We start from the raw sequence: 18,543 nt of genomic DNA on the forward strand, positions 1-18,543 counted from the left end.
TGCACTTTTCCGCCCACCGTTGCACCGCGATCACGAAGTCCGGCAACAGCACTCACGCATTCCGATAGAGAATTGCCGTCCGCTCGCTGTGCAACCCGGGCAGCGGAAAGAGCCCCGGATCGCCGTCGAGTACGGCACGAAATGCTTGCACAAGATCGAATCCGGGATCCACCCCGAGTTCGTCGGCCAGCAGGGCTCGTCCCTTTTCGTAGACGGCCAGCGCCTCCGCCTGACGGCCGGACAGGTACAGCGCCGCCATCAGCTGCACCCGAAGCCGTTCCCGGAACGGGAAGCGGTTGACGAGACCGACGAGTTCCAGGATCAATGTCCGGTGCAGTCCGAGCGCCAACTCGGCGTCGATGCGGTACTCCGTTGTCGTGGTCCAGGCTTCGTCCAATCCCGGCAATTCGGTTTCGGTCAGATACTCGGTGACATTGGTGAGTGCTGAACCACGCCAGATGCCCAGTGCCGCGCGAAGCAGTTTCGACGCCTCCTCGAACAGCCCCGCGGCCAGCCGATCACGCCCCTGCTGGGCCATCTCCTCGAATACCTCGATATCCACCCAGGCGTTCTTCGTGTCGACTCGATAGCCGGGCGCGCGGCGGATCAGCTCGACCTCCGGGCTCAGCCGTTTCCGCAACCGGGAAATGTAGGTGTAGATCTGCGCATCCACCGTCGTCGGCGGATTCCAGCCCCACAGCAGAAAACTGAGCCGGTCGACGGAAACAACCCGGCCGCGGGAGAGCAGCAAAATCGCAAGCATCGTTTGCAATTTCTTTCCCGGCAGGGCAAGCTCACGGCCGTCCCGTGTCGCCTCCACCGGCCCGAGGATCTTCAATGTCACATGTTCCCCCACCTCTCTTGCCAACGGAATTGTTCTTGCTTCTACAATTGCCATTGTCTCTCCTGGAAAATCTGTCAGGCACAAAGAGAAATACGGCCGGGCCGACTGCGGCTCGGACCTCGACGCCGCCGGCCACCGCGCCGATCCCGCCCTCCCACTGTCGAGATCGGTGCGCAGGCCCCACCTGGGCAGCCGGGCAGCGCAGGCCGGGCCCGGGCACCCGGTCAGGTGCGGGCACGGTACGGGCGACGTGCCTGCTACGGGCATCTGAAACGCCGACATGCGCGTCACGATCGCCGATGCCGCTTTCAGATCGCTTTCGTCCGTGCGGCCCAACCGAATCCACCCCGCGATAGACCAAACTTATAGGGGCACAAAACAATTCACGGAGGATTAGAGGGACACCGGAAGCGGCGTGTGGAATATTCGAAGCATGCGACGCACAGAGCCGCAATCTGCGGATACGCGCTCGTCCACTCGCTCGCTGGTTGCTGTCGGTGCGGGTGTCATGCTGGAGAACTACGACTGGGTGCTCTACGGCCTGCTGATCAATCAGTTCGCACCGGCCTTCTTCGGTAGCGGCAACCACGATCCGCTGCTGCAAGGCTGGGGTGTCTTCGCGCTCGGCTTCCTGGCCAGGCCGATCGGCGGCATCGTCTTCGGGCGGCTCGCCGACACCCGAGGGCGGCGATTATCGATGCTGTGGGCGATCGCCGCGGCGGCGGCGGGCAGCCTCGGCATCGCGCTCACCCCCACCGCCGATGCGATCGGATTCCTCGCTCCGGTCGCGCTGGTGTGCTGGCGCCTGCTCATCGGATTCGCCGCGGGCGGCGAACTTCCGGTGGCACAGACCTATCTGGCCGAACTGGCACCGGACAACCGGCGCAATCTGTGGTCGAGCGCCATGTACTTCTCCGGCTCGATGGGAACGCTCGGTGCGACCGGACTCGCGATGCTGTCGTTGCAGCTGTTTCCGCTCCCGCTCACGTCTGGGTTGAGCTGGCGCATCCCGTTTTTCATCGGCGGCGTCGGTGGGCTGGCGGTCCTGCTGTTGCGCATGCAACTGCGCGAGAGCCTGTCGTTCACTGCTCCGGGCACCCGCGCCGGGCGGCGACGGGTCAGGGCCCCGACCACCCTCCTCCGGCCGATGCTTGCCGTCGTTGGCCTGACCGCAGGGGTCACCAGCGCCCTCTACGTCTGGGGCACCGCTACCACCAGCTACGCCACCGCCACGCTCGGCCTGTCGAAAATGACGGCCCTGGCCGCCAGCGGCGCGGCGACCATCCTCTTCGCCAGCACGCTGCCGATGTTCGGCCTGCTCGCCGACCGGATCGGGGCCCGCACGGTGATGGCCACCAGTGCCGGACTGTTCGCCGTCGCGGGATTTCCGCTCGCACTACTGCTCACCAACGCCACCACGATCCGATTCGTGGGTTCGCTACTGATCGCCACGGTGTGCCTGTCCGCGATGTGCGCGGTCCTGCCCGGGATGCTGTCCGGACTGTTCCGAACACACATCCGGGCCACCGGACAGGCCATTCCGTATACGCTCACCGTCAGCGTCTTCGGCGGGACCGCCCCCTGGCTGCAACATCTCGCGGGGCGCCACTCGGGTCTGTTCGCCGCCTACCTGGCAGTCCTGCTGGTGATCACCGCGATCACCGCCCACCGGACCGCTCGGCTCGGCTCGACGGAAAAAGAACCAGCTCACCGGTTCGCACCGATTCGAACCGGAATACCAGGACATACCGCAGCTCAGCATCCCGCACGGGAGTGAGATGCCCTGTATCATAGGATGATTGGCGTATGATCGCTCAGGTGCGACCTGCCACGTGGTTCGGCATTCTCGGACCAGTAGCGGCCGTCGTCGGTGGGGAACCCGTAACCGTAGGTGCTCCCAGACAGCGCGCCCTACTGGCCTCGTTGGTGCTGCAAGCCAATCAACTGGTGACAGTGGACGAGTTGGCCGAACATCTCTGGGGGGAACATCCGCCCGCAGACGCCCGCGCGTCCATTCAGATCCACATGTCCCGGCTTCGGAAGCTGCTCGGGAAAGCCACGCCCAGCGATCGACCGCAGCTGATCGAGACCAGAGCCCGTGGCTACGTCCTCGGCCTCGAGCCGGAGCAGAGCGATATCTCCGAGTTCCGCCAAGCCAGAGCCGAGGCTACCCGGGCTCGTACCGACGGCGATCTGGCCGCGGAGGCGGCGGCCCTGTCCGCGGCGTTGCAGGTCTGGCGCGGTGAGGTTTTCGCGGATGTGGCGTCGGAATCGCTGCACCGGGACATAGTTCCCTATTTGCTCGAATTGAAACTGGAAGTCATCGAACGTCGCTACGAGGTACAGCTCGAGCTCGGCAATCACCGGCGATCGATACCCGAGCTGCGGGCCGACGTCGCGCGCCATCCGCTGCGCGAACGGCTGTGGTACTTCCTGATGATCGCCCACTGCCGGTGCGGCCAGCAGGCCGAGGCGCTCGAGGTCTACCGCACGGTGTCGCGCGTGCTCGATCAGGAGCTCGGCACCGCACCGTCGGCCGAACTGTCGGCCCTGCATCGATCCATCCTCGCCACCGGCCCGGTCGAACAACCGCCGTCGATCGGCTGGACCGCCACGTGCGGACTGCCCGCCGATATCCCGGACTTCGTCGGCCGGGCCGAAACGGTGGCCACGATCGCAGGCCAACTCACCGCGGCCGTTGGCGCATCCGGGATTCCGCTCGTCTCGATCGACGGTCCGCCGGGGGTGGGTAAAACGTCCCTGGCGGTCCGCGTCGCGCATCGCCTTCGCAAACAGTTCCCGGACGGGCAGTGGTACATCCGGTTGTCCGGACCGGCACGGCAGGGCAAGCGTCCGGCCGATGTACTCGCCGAACTGCTGCAGGCCTCCGGCGTCAGCAGAAGCCTCCTGCCCCCCGGCATCGACGCCCGCAGCGCCATGCTGCGCGCGCGGACGGCCGACCGGCGGGTACTGCTCGTCTTCGACGACGTGCTGTCCGCAGAGGCCGTCCGGGACGCGATTCCGGGCACCGCCGGGTCCGCGGTGGTCATCGTCGGTCCGACCTACCTACCGGATCTCGTGGTGCATCACAGCGCCCACCCGGTGCATCTCAGCGAATTGTCGTTGCCGGAGGCACGCGAGCTGCTGACATCGATCCTCGGCGAACGACGCGTGTCCGCCGAGAGCGCGGCAGTCGATCGTCTTGTCGAGATCTGTGCGCGGCTACCGCTGGCCCTGCGCGTGGGTGCCGCGTATCTGATGGGCAGGCCGCTGCTCGGTATCGACGAATTCGTCAGCCAATTGGGCCGGGGCAGTGCGCGATCCACGTTACGCATGGGTGCCAGGGACAAGTCGGCGCTGATCGCCGCGCTCGATTTCGCGTACTTCGCCATGTCGAAGGACGCACAGCGCGTGCTGCGGCTGATCGGTCTGCTGCCCGGGCTGGATTTCACCCTTGGCGCGCTGGAGGCGTTGACCGGCAACGACATCCCGACCGCCGCCGTGCTCGACGAGCTGACCGTGTTCGGGCTGCTGCGCGAAACCGTCGCGGGGCGCTTCCAGGCCGGCCGGCTGATTCAGCTGTACGCGGCCGATCGCGTCGCCGATGCCGAGGGGCGCGACGAGCGGCGCCGGGCCATCGAACGTCTGCTCGAGTGGTTTCTGTCCGCGGGCAACGCCACGATCGAACAGGACAACCTGGCCATCGCGGTGAGCGTCGCCGCGCAGAACGGTTTGCACAGCCTGGGCAGACGAATCGTCATGGCCATCGGCCCCACGCTCGGCTCGGGCGACGTCGGGCACCGGCGTAGCCTTCCGCGGGGCGAGCCCGCGACCACCTCCGATGTCTACGCCCTCAACGCACGCGCCCTGTACTTGCAACGTATCGGCAAAGCGGGCGAGGGCACGGCACTGCTGCGCGAGGCGCTCGACACCGTCCGCCTGCGCCAGGATTTCAAGGCGAAAGCCTTCACCGCAAGCAATCTCGCCGCAGGGCGGGAGCACATCGGGCGTCTTCCGGAATCGCTCGGTCACGCGATGTCGGCGATCACGCTCAAGCGGACGCTGGGGTCCGAGCTCGACGACCCCGAGGATCTGTACGCGCTCGCGATGATCCTGCTGTACTCCGGAAAGTCCGACCAGGCTTTCGCGCAGCTCCGTCGCGGGGTACAGATCAGTCAGCTGATCGGCTCGACAGACGCGGAGGCCCGCGCGCGGTGCGGATTGTCGGCCATCTATCGAGGACAACGGCACAGCGGGCAAGCGGTGGCCCAGGCCCGCAAAGCCGAGGCCCTGGCGGCGCGCGGCGACGACTCCGGCACGATGGCCATGGCGTCGAGCGCGCTCGGCGAGGCGCTCCAGGTCGAGGCAGTGCTCGGCGGCATCCCCGCACAGCTCCCCGAGGCCATGGCTTATCACACTCGCGCGCTGGATATTTCGGAGTCGATCGGTGATCAGCTGACGTCCACGCAGGCGCACATCTGTCTTTCCGCGGCGCACCGGCATCTCGACGATCGGGAAGGAGCGCTGGAGCACGCCGTGCTGGCGACGAATCTGACTGTCGCGCACGATTTCCGGTTACTGCAGGGGAAAGCCCTTGGTATTCTCGCCGTCGCGAATCTCGCGGTACAGCGGCTCTCGATCTCGTCGGACCGGATCGACGAGGCGCTGCAGATTCACCTGGCCACCGGGAACGCGCTCGAGGAGGACTGCCACCGAAACTGGCAGCACATCATCAGGGAATCCGAGCGGAAAGCGCACCGAACAGTACTGTCGTGACCTCGTTCCTACGAACGAGCCGCACCCAGATCGGTTTCCGAACCCAGGACTCGGATACCTCCGGTCGAGGGCACCGCGCCCGTTCCCACGGGACGACGTCGCCGGGCATCGGTGGACGGAAGTCGAAGCAGTCCCGCCGAATTGCCCGCGCCGACGGTGGCCAGGTTGATGATGCTGGATTCGATTTCCTCGCCCTGCCGCTGAGTGAAGTCGAGGACCAAGCTGGCCACCGTCGATCGATCGGCCAGGGTGGCCGGTGCCTGGACGAGTACCAGCGCATCGGGGTCGTCGACCGGCCGGAAGGCGGAGAACATCAGCCGGAGTCGATCGTGCGGGCCGACGGCTACGACCACCTCGCGGGCGGTCAGATCGTCGATGGCCTGGCACTCCCACCAGGTGGTGAGCTCCGGAAAATCGGCGCGGAGTACCGCGTATATCTCTTGGGTGCGAGCGTCGTCATGCCGTGCCGTCTGGGTGCGGAATTGCGCGAGGACGGCGCGGGCGAGGTCATTCCACTCAATGACATTGGCGCGGATCGCCGGATCCCCGGCGACACACCACATGAAATTGCGGCGGGCCGGGGCGATGTGCCCGGGGTCGGACCATACTGCCGCATACGCTCGATTCCACGCGGTGATGTCGAACCGGGAGTCCAGCAGCACCGCGGGACTGGTCTCCCAGGAGTCCAGCAGACACTGCGTGCGCCGCGCGACCGCTTGGTGATCGGTCTGCTCCAGCGCGGGCGGTAGGTACCCGGCCAACGCGAGCAAATGACGGCGAGCCGGCACGTCCAGACCCAGAATCTGCGCGACCGATTCCAGCACCTTCTTGGATGCCACGACTCGGCCCTGTTCCAGCCAGGTGTACCACGCCACGCCGACGCCGGCCAGGGCAGCGACCTCCTCGCGACGCAGGCCGGGAGTACGGCGTCGACCGGTGTTGGGCAGACCGACATCCTCGGGCTGTCGCTGTTCGCGGTGCGCACGCAGAAACGCGCTCAGCTCTTTGGGATTGGCAGAATCCTTGGGCGCAACAAACCTCGCGGCTCCATGATCGCTACGCAACAGTCGGCCCCTTCGATCGGTCGGCGAGGAGCCCTGACACTCAGCCATCGACCTAACCGGTGCGCATCGAGAATCCCCTTGTCAGCCCGGCGGCCGCTCCCACAACGCGCTACCGGGAACGCGGCAAGTGTATCAAAAGATCACCGTACCCGCTTCGATCAGCCGACCACAGCGCCTGCGAAATTGGCTGTACGACACAATAATTCAGCACCTAGTCGACAAGTGTTGTCAACCTCGACAGTCAGCCGAGCTGGGCGCGAAGGAACTCGGTGACGTCGCGCACGGCGTCCACGGCGGCCGGTAAGCCGGGAACGGCGATATGCCAGAGATGATCCGTGTCGTCCCAGATGCGGTGTCGTACCTGACCGCCGACGGCGCTCATTCGTTCGGCGAAGCGGGTGGCGTCGTCGGCGAGCACTTCACGGGCGCTGGAGTGGATCAACATCGGCGGCAGCCAGGCGAGCGCTTCGTCGGCGGCGAACAGCGGGGAGGCCAGCGGGTGCCGCGGATCCGCTCCGGCAAGATAGCGATCTACCGAATCGCGCACCGACGCGGCGTTGAGCATCGTGTCCGTGCCGTGGCAGCGCTCGTATGCGGCGGCGACGACGGTGAGGTCGTACCACGGGGACAGCCCGACGATCGCGGCGGGCGCGGGCAACTCGATATCGCGCGCAGCGAGTACCGCCGCCACAGCGAGTCCACCGCCGGAGGATTCACCGAGTACCGCGATCCGCTCCGGCGCAACGCCGCGGTCGAGCAGCGCGGCGTATGCCGCGAGTGCGTCGGCGACCGCGGCCGGGAACGGCTGCTCGCCGGAGAGCCGGTAGGTGGGCAGCAGGACTTCCATATCGGCGCCGGCCGCGAGGTAGGACGCCAAGCCCTGCGAGGTCATGGGCGATCCGGTCCGGTATCCGCCGCCGTGCAGGTGCAGGATGGTGCCGGCGTGTCCACCGGTGGCGGGACGGACACATTGGGTAGGCCGGCCGCCGAGGCCGGTCGCGCTGAGCACCGTGCCGACGGCCAATGGCGCGCGCCCGCTGGCCGCCAGTGACCATGCCTGTGCGGGATCGATCGTTCTGCGCCGCATGCCGTCTCGGTGTCCTTGTCGATCAATCACCCGAACGCAGCTCGGCCAGCAGTGGACGCAGCTTGCTCGGCTCGGCGGCCAGTTCGGGAGTGACGCCGATGCACAGCACCACCGTGGTAACACCTGGATGGAGGTAGCGGGCAATGCGTTCGCGCAGTTCGGCGGGACTGCCGTGCAGCCACAGCTGATCGATCAGCTCGTCCGGCAATGCGAGTGCGGCGCGGGGCCGGTCGCCCGCGGTGAAAAGCTGGTAGGAGTCGTGCAGCGCCTGCTCGCGCCCGCGCCAGACGTGGAACGCGTGGTAGGGCTTCTGATTGAGGATCCAGCCGAGGAAGCCGCGGCCAGCCTGCCGCGCCGCGGCCGCGTCGGTGGTGGGGCAGACGAACAGCTTCACCACCGTTTCTCGATCTGGATGCGGTCCGCCCGCGGCCGAAATCACCTCCGGCACATCATCATCGGTGAGCAGATTGAGGATCGCACCGTCGGCCTTCTCGTAGGCCAGCCGCAGCATCCGCGGCCGCAAGGCCCCCACGATCATCTTCGCGCCGCACTCGGCGAGCAGCGGCCGGACCGCGTCGACCGTGCGCCCGACCGTCTCCAGGGGTGCGCCGTGCGGAAGGCCGTTGAGCGCGGTCACATGGTCGGGGACCGAGGAGCCGACGCCGAGCACCACACCGCCTGCCGCGAATTCGGCCAATCCGGCGGCGGTTTGGGCGAGCACGCCGGGGCCGCGGGTCTGCGCGGGAACGACGCCGACGCCGACGCGGAGCCGGGGCTGCCACGCCGCGGCGGCGGCCAAGGGGGTGAACGCGTCGATCACCCCGCCCTCGCCCGTCCACACGTCGGTATATCCCAGATCGGGCAGTGCCTGCACCGTTTCCCGTTGTTCGCACATCTTCATCGCGGGCAGCGGGAGGTTAACGCCCCAGCGAAGCGGTTGTTTCGGCAATGCCATCGGCAGTCTTCCTCCTGGTGCTCGGGAACGCGCGGCGCAATCGACGCGCGGGCCTTTCGATCAAAATGTAGGACAGCCAGGCGAGTACCGTCGTGACAGCGACGGTGAGGGGGAACAACACGGCGAAAGACACCGTGCCCGGCCCGGTTTCGGTGAGCCGGAACCAGCTTTCGACCACCACCATGTGCCACAGGAACAGGCCGTAGGAGATCCGGCCGAACCAGGCGGGAATGCCCCGGGACAGCGGCCGAGCCGGCCCCCGCTGCGGCGCGGCCAGCAACGGTGCCACCAGCGCGACCGCGACCACCATATTGAGCACGTGCTCCAGCAGCGCTTGGCCGACGGTGGGATAGAAACTGGTGCTGCCGGTGATCGGGCTCGACAGCAGCACGTATCCGACCAGCGCCACCACCCATCCGGCCCACGGATATCGGGCCAGCGCGGCGAACCGGGCGCCGGACGCGGACACCACCGCCAGCGCCATACCGGCAGCGAAGTAGCCGAGATATTCCGGCAGCCAGAAGTTGGCCTGCGGATAGGCGCCCGCCGACGGCACGTGCGTGGCCACCACCGACACGATCGTGACAACCTCCAACACCCCCAGGGCGGCGAAGGCCATGGCGGGCCGGCGCAGGAGTGGGTGCAGCACAACAGCAATGAGCGGCAGTACCAGGTAGAACGCGACCTCGGTCGCCAGGCTCCAGGTCTGCGTGATCCCGGTCGGGATGCCCCCCTGCCCGTAGATGTGCAGCAACAACAGCGCGCGCAGGGTCTCCCACGGGTGCACCGGCGCGAACAGCAGCAGCGCCGCCAGTGCGGCGATCCAATACGGGGGCAGGATGCGCAGCGCTCGATGCCCCAGATACCGGAGGGTGGCCGGGCGTCCGCGCCCCGCCAGTCCGGCGGCGGCGTAGGGCCGATACAGCAGAAACCCGGACAGGACGAAGAACACCGGCACCGCCACCGTGCAGCGCGCCAGCACGACCCCGAGCGGGCCGCCCTGCCCGATCCCCAGCCAGCTGGAGGCCACCTGCCCGGTGTAGATCCCCACGTGCAGCGCCATCACCATGAAGGCGGCGATCGCGCGCATCCCGGTCAACGCGGGCGCGTCGAAAGTCGCTCCGTCGGCGCTCGAGGCCAGCGGCTCGCCCGCCGGAATCGTCAGTGGCGAAACGGCAGTCATGAATCCTCACCAGCCTTGGTCCGGGTTTCGGCCGACCGGGTCCGGCCCGCCAACGGCAGCGCGGTCAGTGCGGACAGCAGGGCCAGTCCGCCGCCGACCAGCGCGATGCCGACGGCCGCGTTCGCGAACGCCCCTACTGCGGCAACGCCGATCGCGGCACCCGCGTACAGGGTCGCGCTGTTCCACGAACTGGCGGTGGCGGCGAGATCAGGGCGCGTGGTCAGCAGCAAGGTCTGCACGTTCGTGACGAAGGCGCCACTGGCGACGAACCACACCAGCACCACCGCGGCCACCAGGACCAAGGGCGCCGCCCAGGCCGCGAGCACCGCCGAAACGCCGAGCACGACGGCCCAGACCGGAATCCACCCTGCGTCGTCGCGACCGTGCCGCCGGGCCCGGTCGCCGATCCGCCCGGCGAACAGCGATCCGAGCGCACTCCCGATCCCGACCAGCACGCCGAGCACGCCGAGCGCGCCGACCGACAGGTCGAAACGGTCGTGCAGCACCGCGCCGAGGAAGGTGTATGCCCCGAGACTGGCGGCTTGCAGCAGCAGCACCACGACCAGCGCGCGCCGCGCCGTCTGGTCGCGCCAGATCACGAACACCGCCCCGAGCCGCAGCGGTCGCCGCTCGAATCGACGGTCCGGCGTACGAGTCTGGCTGTGCAGCAACGGAAGTGCCAGCACGGTCAGCGCGGCCAGTACCCAGAACGGCGCGTGCCAGCCGCCCCAGCCGGCCAGGAAGCCACCCGCGGGGACGCCGAGCACCTGTCCCGCGGCGAACAGGGCCATGCCGAGGCCGATCGCGCGACCGCGGACCGCCTCGCCGGAAGTCTCGGCCAGGTGCGCCCAAATCGACGGTCCGGCGAATCCGGCGCCCAGCGCACCGACCACCCGGCCGAGCACGAGAACACCGAGATTCCCGGCCAGAGCGGCCATGACGTTACCGAGCAGGAACAGCACGGCGCCGATGAGGATGGTGGGCCTGCGGCCGAAGCGATCGGAGACCGCACCCAGGAAAGGCGCGGTGAGCGCGTAGACGATGGTGTAGGCGGTCACGGCGCTCGCCGCCGCGGCCGTGCCGACCCGCACGGACGAGGCGATCGTCGGCAGCAGCGGGGAAATGAGGAATGTTTCGGTGCCGATCAGGAACAGCAGTAGATAGACGCCGCAATATCGGGCCCACGCCACCTGGGACGGTGGCGCGATTGCGCGTTCGGCGGTGCGAGACATGCGATTCCCTTTAGTTTCGCGATCGAATAGGTTGGTTGTAATGGGCTTCGCGGACGCCAACAAGTTCTCCGTTCATGCTGTGAGTGGCACACACCCCCTGAGAGGGGGCCGACGAGCTCACCGTGGGACGGCACGCCAGGCACGCACGGAAATCCGGTAGACCTCGCCATATTCGGCCATCCGGCGAGCGGCGACCGCGCCGACGGCCCGGAAATAATCCGCTTGGCGATCCGGCACGACCCGGCTGAAATACGTTCCGAAAGTGGCGATATGGAAGCGGCGGTACTGCTCGGCATCGACTACCCGCACCGATACCCGGCGGTCCTCGACGGCATCGATGACGAGCCTCCGGTTCAGGATCGCGCGTACGTCGTCGACCGGTCGCGCTCGTGCGCCCATCGGGATCACTCGATCGAGCAGCTCCGGTGCGGCTCCGATCAGGGCGAGGGACTCGGCGGCGATCGTGTCCTCGCCCCCGCGCCCCGAACTGTCGATATCGGGATGGTGGGTAGTGACGAGAAATGCGCCGTCCGGTGCGAGATGCGCTGCTATCCACGCCGATACGCGGTCCTCGTCGGGATACAGCCAGTGCAGCACCGACGTCATCGTGACCAGATCGAAAGTCTCGGCGCGATCGGGCAATTCGCGCAGGTCGGCCAGCTCCACCGCGGCACGCGCACCCAACCGCGCGCTGGATTCCCGCACCCGCGCGGGCAAGCCGTCGATGCCGAGTGCGCGTTCGACCGGCCATTTGTCCAGCGCGGTCGCGAGCAGTAAGCCGGTGCCACAGCCCAGGTCGGCGATTCGTCGCGGGGCCCGCGGTGCCATGGCGAGCACCCAGTCGATGTCCTCGGCTTGGCGCAATCGGCTGACCTCGTCATAGTCGGCCAGGTTCTCCGCCTGGGTCACGAGGTCGGATGCGGCACTTTCGCTGCTCATCAGAGCGGTCGCGAAATCAGCTGCTGGATACGTTCCCGGACCGCGGTCTGGTCGTGCCCGCGGAGCAGGTTGATGCGATTGCGGGCGAGGTCGCCGCGGTGCACGGACTCGTACAGGTGCTGGCGCTGGCCGAAACTGTCCGAGGTCAGCTCCCAGGCCAGGCGGAACAGGCGCGACTTCTCGGCGGCCCCGATGTCTTTGCCGTGCATGTAGCGGTCGAGAAAGGTGCGCAGCGTGGGATTGGCGAGGTCGTTTTCGGTCGGTTGCATCAGGGTGCCGGACTGACCGATCCGCCGAACGATGTCCACGGCGCGGCCGGAGACTTCGGCCGCCCAGATCGCCGCGGCGGGCGTTGGCCCCGGCGCCAGCAGGCCGCTGTCCGTACGGCCTGCGCCTGCCTCGCCCGCCGCCAGGAAATGGTCCAGGATCTCGACATAGCCGGCGAGCTCGCCCAGCTCCTCCTGGATGTTGCGGAACTGGTCGACGCCGATGGCTTCGGCGATCAGGGTGCCGACACCGAGTAGCGTGCGCAGCCGTTCCTGATAGCGGATCTGGCCGATGTACTGACTCCATGCGGTGACCCGGCCGAGCCCCTCACGAGCCAGCGCACCGTCGTGCAGGAGAAAGACCCGCTCCCACGGGACCTGCACCTCGTCGAAGAACAGCATCGCATCCTGCTCGTCGAACCGGGAGGCGAAGGGGCGGGGGTGGCCGTGCCCGCTGGTGCCGAACGGTTCCCGGCACAGGATGTGTAACCCCGGCGCGTTGATCGGCAGTGCGAACCAGACGACGAACTGTTCGGTGCCACGCTGGGCGAACGACGCGGAAAGGTAGACCAGCACTTCATGGGCGAAGGGCGCGAGGGTGGCCAGCTGTTTCGCCCCGCGCACGACAATGCCGCTCGCGTCTTCGCTGATGATCCTGAGTGCGTGGTCGGGATGGTCGACCACGTCGGCGCTCCGGTCGATCTGCGGGTCGCCCAGGGCATGGGTGAGCAGCAGGTCTCGATGTGCGGCATAGTGATACCAGGCGGCGGCGTGCGCGCCGAAACCGGCGCGATTGCTCTCCAGCCGATGCCGAAAGTCATACAGCCCCAAGGCAATCGACGCCATGAACGCGGGCGCCCTGCCATGTTGTCCCCACGACTCGCGCATCCACACCGCCGCGCCGCGCCGCGCGGCACGCAGATCATCCAGGGTGTGCGGCGGGTGGTAACCGCGACCGATGCGCAGACCCGTCGCGGGATCCTCGACGGTCAGTGTTTCGCGGTATTCCGGATCGTGCTGCAGGTCGAGCAGCCGCGCGAGCTCGGCGACCGATCGAGCGAAGGCCGGATGTTCCGCGACACTGTCGATCTGCCGACCGTCCAACCACACGGCGCGCCCGTCGTCCAGTGACGCCAGGTAACGGTCTCCCGTCAGCGCACCTAACGGTGCGACATCCACCGCCAGCGGCGGCGCGCCATCGATCCCGCCGGAGCGGTCCGCCGCGCGCGGTTCGAAGTACTCGGTATCGGTCATGCGCATTCGTCCTCTGGGATCGGCGCGTGCTCGACGCGCGGTAATCTGCCGCTCACGTGATCCGCACCTGATAGGTGCTCAACCAGGAGTTAACGGCCACAAGGAATTCCAGGCCCCCCGTAGGGTGCGGCGCGGCGCGCGGCCCGGGTAACACCGCACCGTCGTCCAGCAAGCGCCGGACCTTGGCCCGATCGACGAGCTGGAACACCGGGGCGTCCCGGCGCAACAGTTCCTCGACCTCGTCGCGCACCGCGCGCCGGTAGGCCGGGGCCGAGCTGGCCGGATAGCCGCTCTTCGGACGGTTCAGTACCAGGTCCGGTAGCAGTCCGGACAGCGCCATGCGCAACAGCGCCTTCGGTGTGCCGCCCTCGGCCTTGAGCCGCCAGGGGACGTTCCACAGGTATTCGACGAGGCGATGGTCGGCGAACGGCACGCGCACCTCGAGACCGGCGGCCATGCTCATTCGATCCGTCCGATCCAGCAGGGCCGGCAGCCAACGCGTCAGGGCCAGATAGGAGATTTCGCGCATCCGCCGGTCGAATGCGTGCTCCCCGGGCAGCAGCGGCACCTCGGCGAGGGCCGCGCGCAGGCGTTCGCGCGCGTACTCGCGCGGGCGCACCAGGTCTGCGACGTCGTCGCGAAGTAGCTCCGCGGGCGAGCTCTTGTGCCGCGACCACGGGAATTCGTCCAGCGGACCACCGGAACCGTGAAAGTACGGATAGCCGCCGAACACTTCGTCGGCGACGTCACCGGACAGGGCGACCGTAACCTGTTCGCGGACACCACGAAACAGTAGGTGCAGCGACGTGTCCGGTTCACCCCAGCCGGGCCGGTCGCGGGCCGCCAGTCCGGCACCGCGATGCGCCAGCAGCCCGGTACCGGTCACGGCGACCGAGGTGTGGGCCGTACCGAGTTCGGCGACGACTTCCCGGATGTAGGGCTCGTCGTCGGCCACGTTCCACGCGCCGAGTTGCTCGGGTGACTCGTGCGCGGGGAAACCCACGGAAAAGGTCGAGATCTTGTCCGTCGCAGCGGCGCCCGGCGCGACGGCAAGTGCGGTGAGCGCACTGGAATCCAGACCACCCGACAGCAGCAAACCCAGCGGAACGTCACTGATCAGCTGACGACCTACGGCATCGGCGAGCAGATCGCGGACGTGCGCCACCGTCTCCTCCGGCGGGTCACGATGGTCGGCCGACCGCAGTTCCCAATAGCGAGCCGAGTGCAGCCCCGCCCGCGAGAACCGAACCAGGTGGCCGGGACGAACCTCGTACAGTCCCCGATAGAGCGCGTGCCCCGGGGTCGGCGCGGTCGGCACCGCGAACAGTTCGGCTATCCCTTCGGCGTCGAGCTCGGCGCGGAACAAGGGATTGGCCAGCACCGCCTTCGGCTCGGATCCGAACAACAGCCGCCCGGCCGCCGGTGCGTAGTACAGCGGTTTGACGCCGAGCCTGTCGCGAACCAGCAGCACCTCTTCGGTGCGCGCGTCCCAGATGGCGTAGGCGTACATACCGTTCAGGCGCTCCGCTGCCCCCGCGCCCCACTCCAGATGCGCACGCAACACGACCTCGGTGTCCGAGTGGGTAGCGAAGCGGTGCCCGAGCGCGGTGAGTTCCGCGCGGAGCTCGCGGAAGTTGTACACCTCGCCGTTGTAGGTGATCGCCGCCCGCACGCTGCCGTCCTCGTCGCGAACGACCATCGGCTGCGTGCCACGGTCGACATCGATGACCGCCAGCCGACGATGTCCGAACGCGGCCCGCTCGGACAGCCACACGCCGCCGGCATCGGGACCGCGCCGAATCATGGTGTGCGTCATGGCACGGACCGTGGCTGCGTGGGTGCGCAGATCACGCCCGTAATCGATCCAGCCGACTATTCCGCACATGAGCTCTCATCCGCGGATATCGTGTGCGCACCGGTCCGGGCGGTGATCTCCCACCGGCATCCGTGACCGTTGGCGCCGTCGATCAACGTGTACCGCGACTGGAAACCCTTCGCAGCCACGTTCGCGCCGATCGCATGGGTGCAGTACTCGCACGGGGAATCGAGCGTGATCGGCACGCCGCGCGCGCGGGCCCGCTCCCGGTAGTCCCAGATGCCGCAGCGATCGATCTCGATCGTGGCACGATCCGAGCCGGCGTCCGGCACTCGGTACTCGGACGAGTAGAGCTCTGCCTGGCGGGCAATGCGCAGCGCCGGGTCGAGCGCACCATTGCCGTTGTCCCGCTCGACATATCGGTGGACCTCGGCGTTCGCGTCCGCCCACCCTTTGAGTTCACCGTGTCCGTACCTGGTCACCAGAAACCGCTCCATCAGGGCCTGTGCCCGGAAGAAGATCCGCTGCCACCCGGCGGAGTCCGCATCGTCGGGCAGATCAGCGAACATCTGTGCGCACAACCGAAGCCAGTCACCGTGGTCTCGACCACCGTGGTGCTCGGTGAGGTACCGCGTCATGCCCGCCGCTGCCTCGAAGACCCGCTGTTTCCAGAGTGCCGACCTCTCGATCTGGCTCATCGTCACGGAATGCCCTGCCATGGATCCCCCCTATACCGGGTTTGCCCCTAATAATGGTGTCGTATCATCATCGAAACTCGACGCCCCCTCGGCCTTCGCGGCCAAGCCCAACAATAGAAATGGCGCTGACTTCGGTCAATGCCAATCCGATATACCCTGATAAATACACTATCTAGTACAGGTAACAGGATAAAATTGTTCGCCACCGGCGGGCCCGGCGCTACACTGCAGAGGTGTTCACCGGCTTTACAGCGTTCGATTTCGATGTCTCCGGCGTGCGGATCCACGGCGTACATGGCGGCACCGGACCACCATTGCTATTGCTGCACGGTTTTCCCCAGACGCACGTGATGTGGCACGCGGTCGCACCGCGATTGGCAGAGGAATTCACCGTCATCGCCAGCGATCTGCGCGGCTACGGAGACAGCGGAAAGCCGCCGACGACTCCCGACCACGCGCCGTACACGAAACGCGCGATGGCCGACGATCAGGCACAACTGATGACATTGCTCGGGTACCAGCGGTTTTCGGTCGCGGGACACGACCGGGGTGGTCGCTGCGCCTACCGGCTGGCATTGGATCACCCTGGGCGGGTGGAGCGCCTCGCGGTGTTGGACGTGGTACCGACCCTGGACGCGCTGGCGGGAATGAACGCGCAGTTGGCTCATGCACTGTGGCGCTGGTTCTTCCTCAGCCAGCCCGCGCCGCTTCCGGAAAATTTCATCGCCACAGACCCGGAGACATTCTATTTCGGCAAACACGCCAACCTTTTCGAGCCGAGCGCCCTGGAAATCTATCGGCGCGCGGTAGCCGACCCGGAAACTGTCCACGCCATGTGTGAAGACTATCGCGCAATGGTCGATTCAGATGTCCGCCATGATGAAGCCGACCGCGCCGCCGGACACCGGATCACCTCGCCACTATTGACTCTTTGGGGTAAGCGTTCACACCTGCACCATCATTACAATGTCCTCGACATATGGCGCTTATGGGCAGATAACGTGCACGGCCGCGCACTCGACTGCGGCCACTTCCTTCCCGAGGAATCACCAGCCGAAACCGCCGAAGAATTAGCGGCATTCTTCAGATGAATCTGCCGTCGCCCCAGCGAGCACCCATACCCATGCTGCCGCGGTGATACCGCGAGCACGGCTCAGCCCTCGTCGGGAAGACCGTTCTCCTTGGCGAGGATCCGGTATCGCGCCAGCAGGGCATGGTGGTCGAGCAGGGCGACCTGGGGGAAAAAGGAGAGGTGGCTGACCAGGAATCCGGGGAAAATGCAGTTCGGGCGGCCGAGGTAACCGGGGATCACCACGGACAGCAGATGTTCGTCATCGTCCACGGCGGACATGTACGACAGGTCCGTGCCGAGCCAGGAGATGAAGTTGATCGACAGACGATCCTGCCACGGGATCGGCGCTCGCGGCACTTCCTCGAACGGTCGCTGGTCATCCAGGAAGTGATGGTGCAGTATCGACGCCAATGTGCCGCTCGCCCAGAGGGTTCCGCCGAATCCCTGCGCAGGCAACTCCAGCCGCATCAGGTCGTGCGGTATCGCGCCGGACTGCTGCTGGTAATAGGCGCACACACCGTTGTTGACGACGTTGGCGCTGACGAGAAAGAAGTTCGGTTCCTGCCGCCGGAATCGGATGAATTCCGCTAGCTGATCGAGCTGCAGGTAGACGACATCGTCATCGCATTTCAAGAAGACGGCATCGGCATAGTATTCGGCCCGGACCGAGTAGAACCGGTAGAACTCGGCCCAACCCTGGCCACCGACGGCGGTCCGGTACCGGTACTCCGTCGCCGCCAGATCGGGAAAACGCCATTCGCCGTCGGAGCCGTACCCGGTCTTCACGTAGACGCAGTACGCACCGATGCCGCCGACATCTGCCAGCACCGTGTTCCCGTCCACGCTGAGCGCAAGGCCCGACGCTCCGACCGATACCTCCAGATCGCGAAATACATTCTGCGACAGAATGCCTGGCGTGTAGCGATCGGCGACCGGCGGCGGACGATCAGTACGCGACTCGTGCTCGTGCAGAAACAGTTCGCCGGCGCGCACCTGTCGAAGCACGGTTCGTTGATTACTCCATCCACCGATGACCAGCTCGTAAGCCGGCGCATCCTCGTCCTGAGGTGCGAGCCCGATGTGAACATCATTGGCCGCACGCACCCGGCCGCGCCACGGCGAGTCCGGAACAAGCTCGCCCGCAGCGGAATACAGCGGATCGTCCGCGGTGCGGCCGACGATCGGGAAACGCGATGCCAGCCAGCGGCCGTCGTCGTCGTTCCGGGAAAAGTCCCAGACATGCCATTCGTCGATCAGACCGCGCCGAATCGCCTCGCCCACATAGCCGGCGAGCAGCTCCATCCGGTCCCGTCGCCCCGCGAAGGTGACAAGGATGACGGGTTCCGTTGCCATCAGT

At 67.0% G+C, this 18,543-nt stretch carries 14 protein-coding genes; 3 read left to right on the plus strand and 11 right to left on the minus strand.

Annotated features, from left to right (window positions below):
• Positions 1–52 precede the first annotated feature (52 nt).
• Positions 53–844, minus strand: a complete 792-nt coding sequence (locus ACIBK2_RS16395; protein WP_396967957.1) for a BTAD domain-containing putative transcriptional regulator — start codon at positions 842–844, stop codon at positions 53–55.
• 433 nt (positions 845–1,277) lie between these two features.
• Here ACIBK2_RS16395 and ACIBK2_RS16400 point away from each other — a divergent pair, with 433 nt between their 5' ends.
• On the plus strand, positions 1,278–2,621 hold the full coding sequence (locus ACIBK2_RS16400; RefSeq protein WP_396967959.1) for an MFS transporter: 1,344 nt from the start codon (positions 1,278–1,280) through the stop codon (positions 2,619–2,621).
• Positions 2,622–2,662: 41 nt separating this feature from the next.
• The gene (locus ACIBK2_RS16405) at positions 2,663–5,620 is read left to right on the plus strand and encodes a BTAD domain-containing putative transcriptional regulator (protein ID WP_396967961.1); all 2,958 of its coding nucleotides are present in this window, start codon (positions 2,663–2,665) and stop codon (positions 5,618–5,620) included.
• A gap of 8 nt (positions 5,621–5,628) precedes the next feature.
• On the opposite strand, the gene ACIBK2_RS16410 is transcribed toward ACIBK2_RS16405, so the two are convergent.
• The 9 genes from ACIBK2_RS16410 to ACIBK2_RS16450 form a co-directional block, all read right to left on the minus strand.
• The gene (locus ACIBK2_RS16410) at positions 5,629–6,684 is read right to left on the minus strand and encodes a helix-turn-helix transcriptional regulator (RefSeq protein WP_396967963.1); all 1,056 of its coding nucleotides are present in this window, start codon (positions 6,682–6,684) and stop codon (positions 5,629–5,631) included.
• A gap of 241 nt (positions 6,685–6,925) precedes the next feature.
• On the minus strand, positions 6,926–7,771 hold the full coding sequence (locus ACIBK2_RS16415) for an alpha/beta hydrolase fold domain-containing protein (protein ID WP_396967965.1): 846 nt from the start codon (positions 7,769–7,771) through the stop codon (positions 6,926–6,928).
• 22 nt (positions 7,772–7,793) lie between these two features.
• A complete protein-coding gene (locus tag ACIBK2_RS16420) occupies positions 7,794–8,726 on the minus strand; it encodes an LLM class flavin-dependent oxidoreductase (RefSeq protein WP_396967967.1) in 933 nt (310 codons plus the stop codon).
• Positions 8,689–9,909, minus strand: coding sequence for an acyltransferase family protein (locus tag ACIBK2_RS16425; protein WP_396967969.1), 1,221 nt, complete (start codon positions 9,907–9,909; stop codon positions 8,689–8,691). The genes ACIBK2_RS16420 and ACIBK2_RS16425 overlap by 38 nt, the downstream gene beginning before the upstream one ends.
• Positions 9,906–11,141 carry an MFS transporter gene (locus ACIBK2_RS16430; protein WP_396967971.1) on the minus strand — a complete coding sequence of 412 codons (1,236 nt, stop codon included), beginning with the start codon at positions 11,139–11,141 and terminating at the stop codon, positions 9,906–9,908. Before ACIBK2_RS16430 ends, ACIBK2_RS16425 begins: the two co-directional genes overlap by 4 nt.
• A 117-nt stretch (positions 11,142–11,258) precedes the next feature.
• Complete coding sequence (locus ACIBK2_RS16435) at positions 11,259–12,080, minus strand: class I SAM-dependent methyltransferase (protein WP_396967973.1); 822 nt, start codon at positions 12,078–12,080, stop codon at positions 11,259–11,261.
• Positions 12,080–13,600, minus strand: coding sequence for a 4-hydroxyphenylacetate 3-hydroxylase N-terminal domain-containing protein (locus ACIBK2_RS16440; protein WP_396967975.1), 1,521 nt, complete (start codon positions 13,598–13,600; stop codon positions 12,080–12,082). Before ACIBK2_RS16440 ends, ACIBK2_RS16435 begins: the two co-directional genes overlap by 1 nt.
• A 52-nt stretch (positions 13,601–13,652) precedes the next feature.
• Positions 13,653–15,485: an asparagine synthase (glutamine-hydrolyzing) gene (asnB, locus tag ACIBK2_RS16445; RefSeq protein ID WP_396967977.1), complete on the minus strand. Its 1,833-nt coding sequence runs from the start codon at positions 15,483–15,485 to the stop codon at positions 13,653–13,655.
• The gene (locus ACIBK2_RS16450) at positions 15,473–16,135 is read right to left on the minus strand and encodes a hypothetical protein (protein WP_396967979.1); all 663 of its coding nucleotides are present in this window, start codon (positions 16,133–16,135) and stop codon (positions 15,473–15,475) included. Before ACIBK2_RS16450 ends, asnB begins: the two co-directional genes overlap by 13 nt.
• A gap of 212 nt (positions 16,136–16,347) precedes the next feature.
• Between ACIBK2_RS16450 and ACIBK2_RS16455 the strand changes: the two genes are divergently transcribed.
• The gene (locus ACIBK2_RS16455) at positions 16,348–17,205 is read left to right on the plus strand and encodes an alpha/beta fold hydrolase (RefSeq protein WP_396967981.1); all 858 of its coding nucleotides are present in this window, start codon (positions 16,348–16,350) and stop codon (positions 17,203–17,205) included.
• 62 nt (positions 17,206–17,267) lie between these two features.
• On the opposite strand, the gene ACIBK2_RS16460 is transcribed toward ACIBK2_RS16455, so the two are convergent.
• Positions 17,268–18,539, minus strand: coding sequence for a hypothetical protein (locus ACIBK2_RS16460; protein WP_396967982.1), 1,272 nt, complete (start codon positions 18,537–18,539; stop codon positions 17,268–17,270).
• Between the last annotated feature and the right edge of the window lie 4 nt (positions 18,540–18,543).

It is taken from the genome of Nocardia sp. NPDC050175 (assembly GCF_044459885.1).
Taxonomy (GTDB): Bacteria; Actinomycetota; Actinomycetes; order Mycobacteriales; family Mycobacteriaceae; genus Nocardia.

Coding starts and splice junctions, on each gene's coding strand:
- ACIBK2_RS16450 (WP_396967979.1), bottom strand. CDS start 16,135: ATGGCAGGGCATTCCGTGACGATGAGCCAGATCGAGAGGTCGGCACTC.
- asnB (WP_396967977.1), bottom strand. CDS start 15,485: ATGTGCGGAATAGTCGGCTGGATCGATTACGGGCGTGATCTGCGCACC.
- ACIBK2_RS16435 (WP_396967973.1), bottom strand. CDS start 12,080: ATGAGCAGCGAAAGTGCCGCATCCGACCTCGTGACCCAGGCGGAGAAC.
- ACIBK2_RS16420 (WP_396967967.1), bottom strand. CDS start 8,726: ATGGCATTGCCGAAACAACCGCTTCGCTGGGGCGTTAACCTCCCGCTG.
- ACIBK2_RS16460 (WP_396967982.1), bottom strand. CDS start 18,539: ATGGCAACGGAACCCGTCATCCTTGTCACCTTCGCGGGGCGACGGGAC.
- ACIBK2_RS16440 (WP_396967975.1), bottom strand. CDS start 13,600: ATGACCGATACCGAGTACTTCGAACCGCGCGCGGCGGACCGCTCCGGC.
- ACIBK2_RS16400 (WP_396967959.1), top strand. CDS start 1,278: ATGCGACGCACAGAGCCGCAATCTGCGGATACGCGCTCGTCCACTCGC.
- ACIBK2_RS16425 (WP_396967969.1), bottom strand. CDS start 9,909: ATGACTGCCGTTTCGCCACTGACGATTCCGGCGGGCGAGCCGCTGGCC.
- ACIBK2_RS16430 (WP_396967971.1), bottom strand. CDS start 11,141: ATGTCTCGCACCGCCGAACGCGCAATCGCGCCACCGTCCCAGGTGGCG.
- ACIBK2_RS16415 (WP_396967965.1), bottom strand. CDS start 7,771: ATGCGGCGCAGAACGATCGATCCCGCACAGGCATGGTCACTGGCGGCC.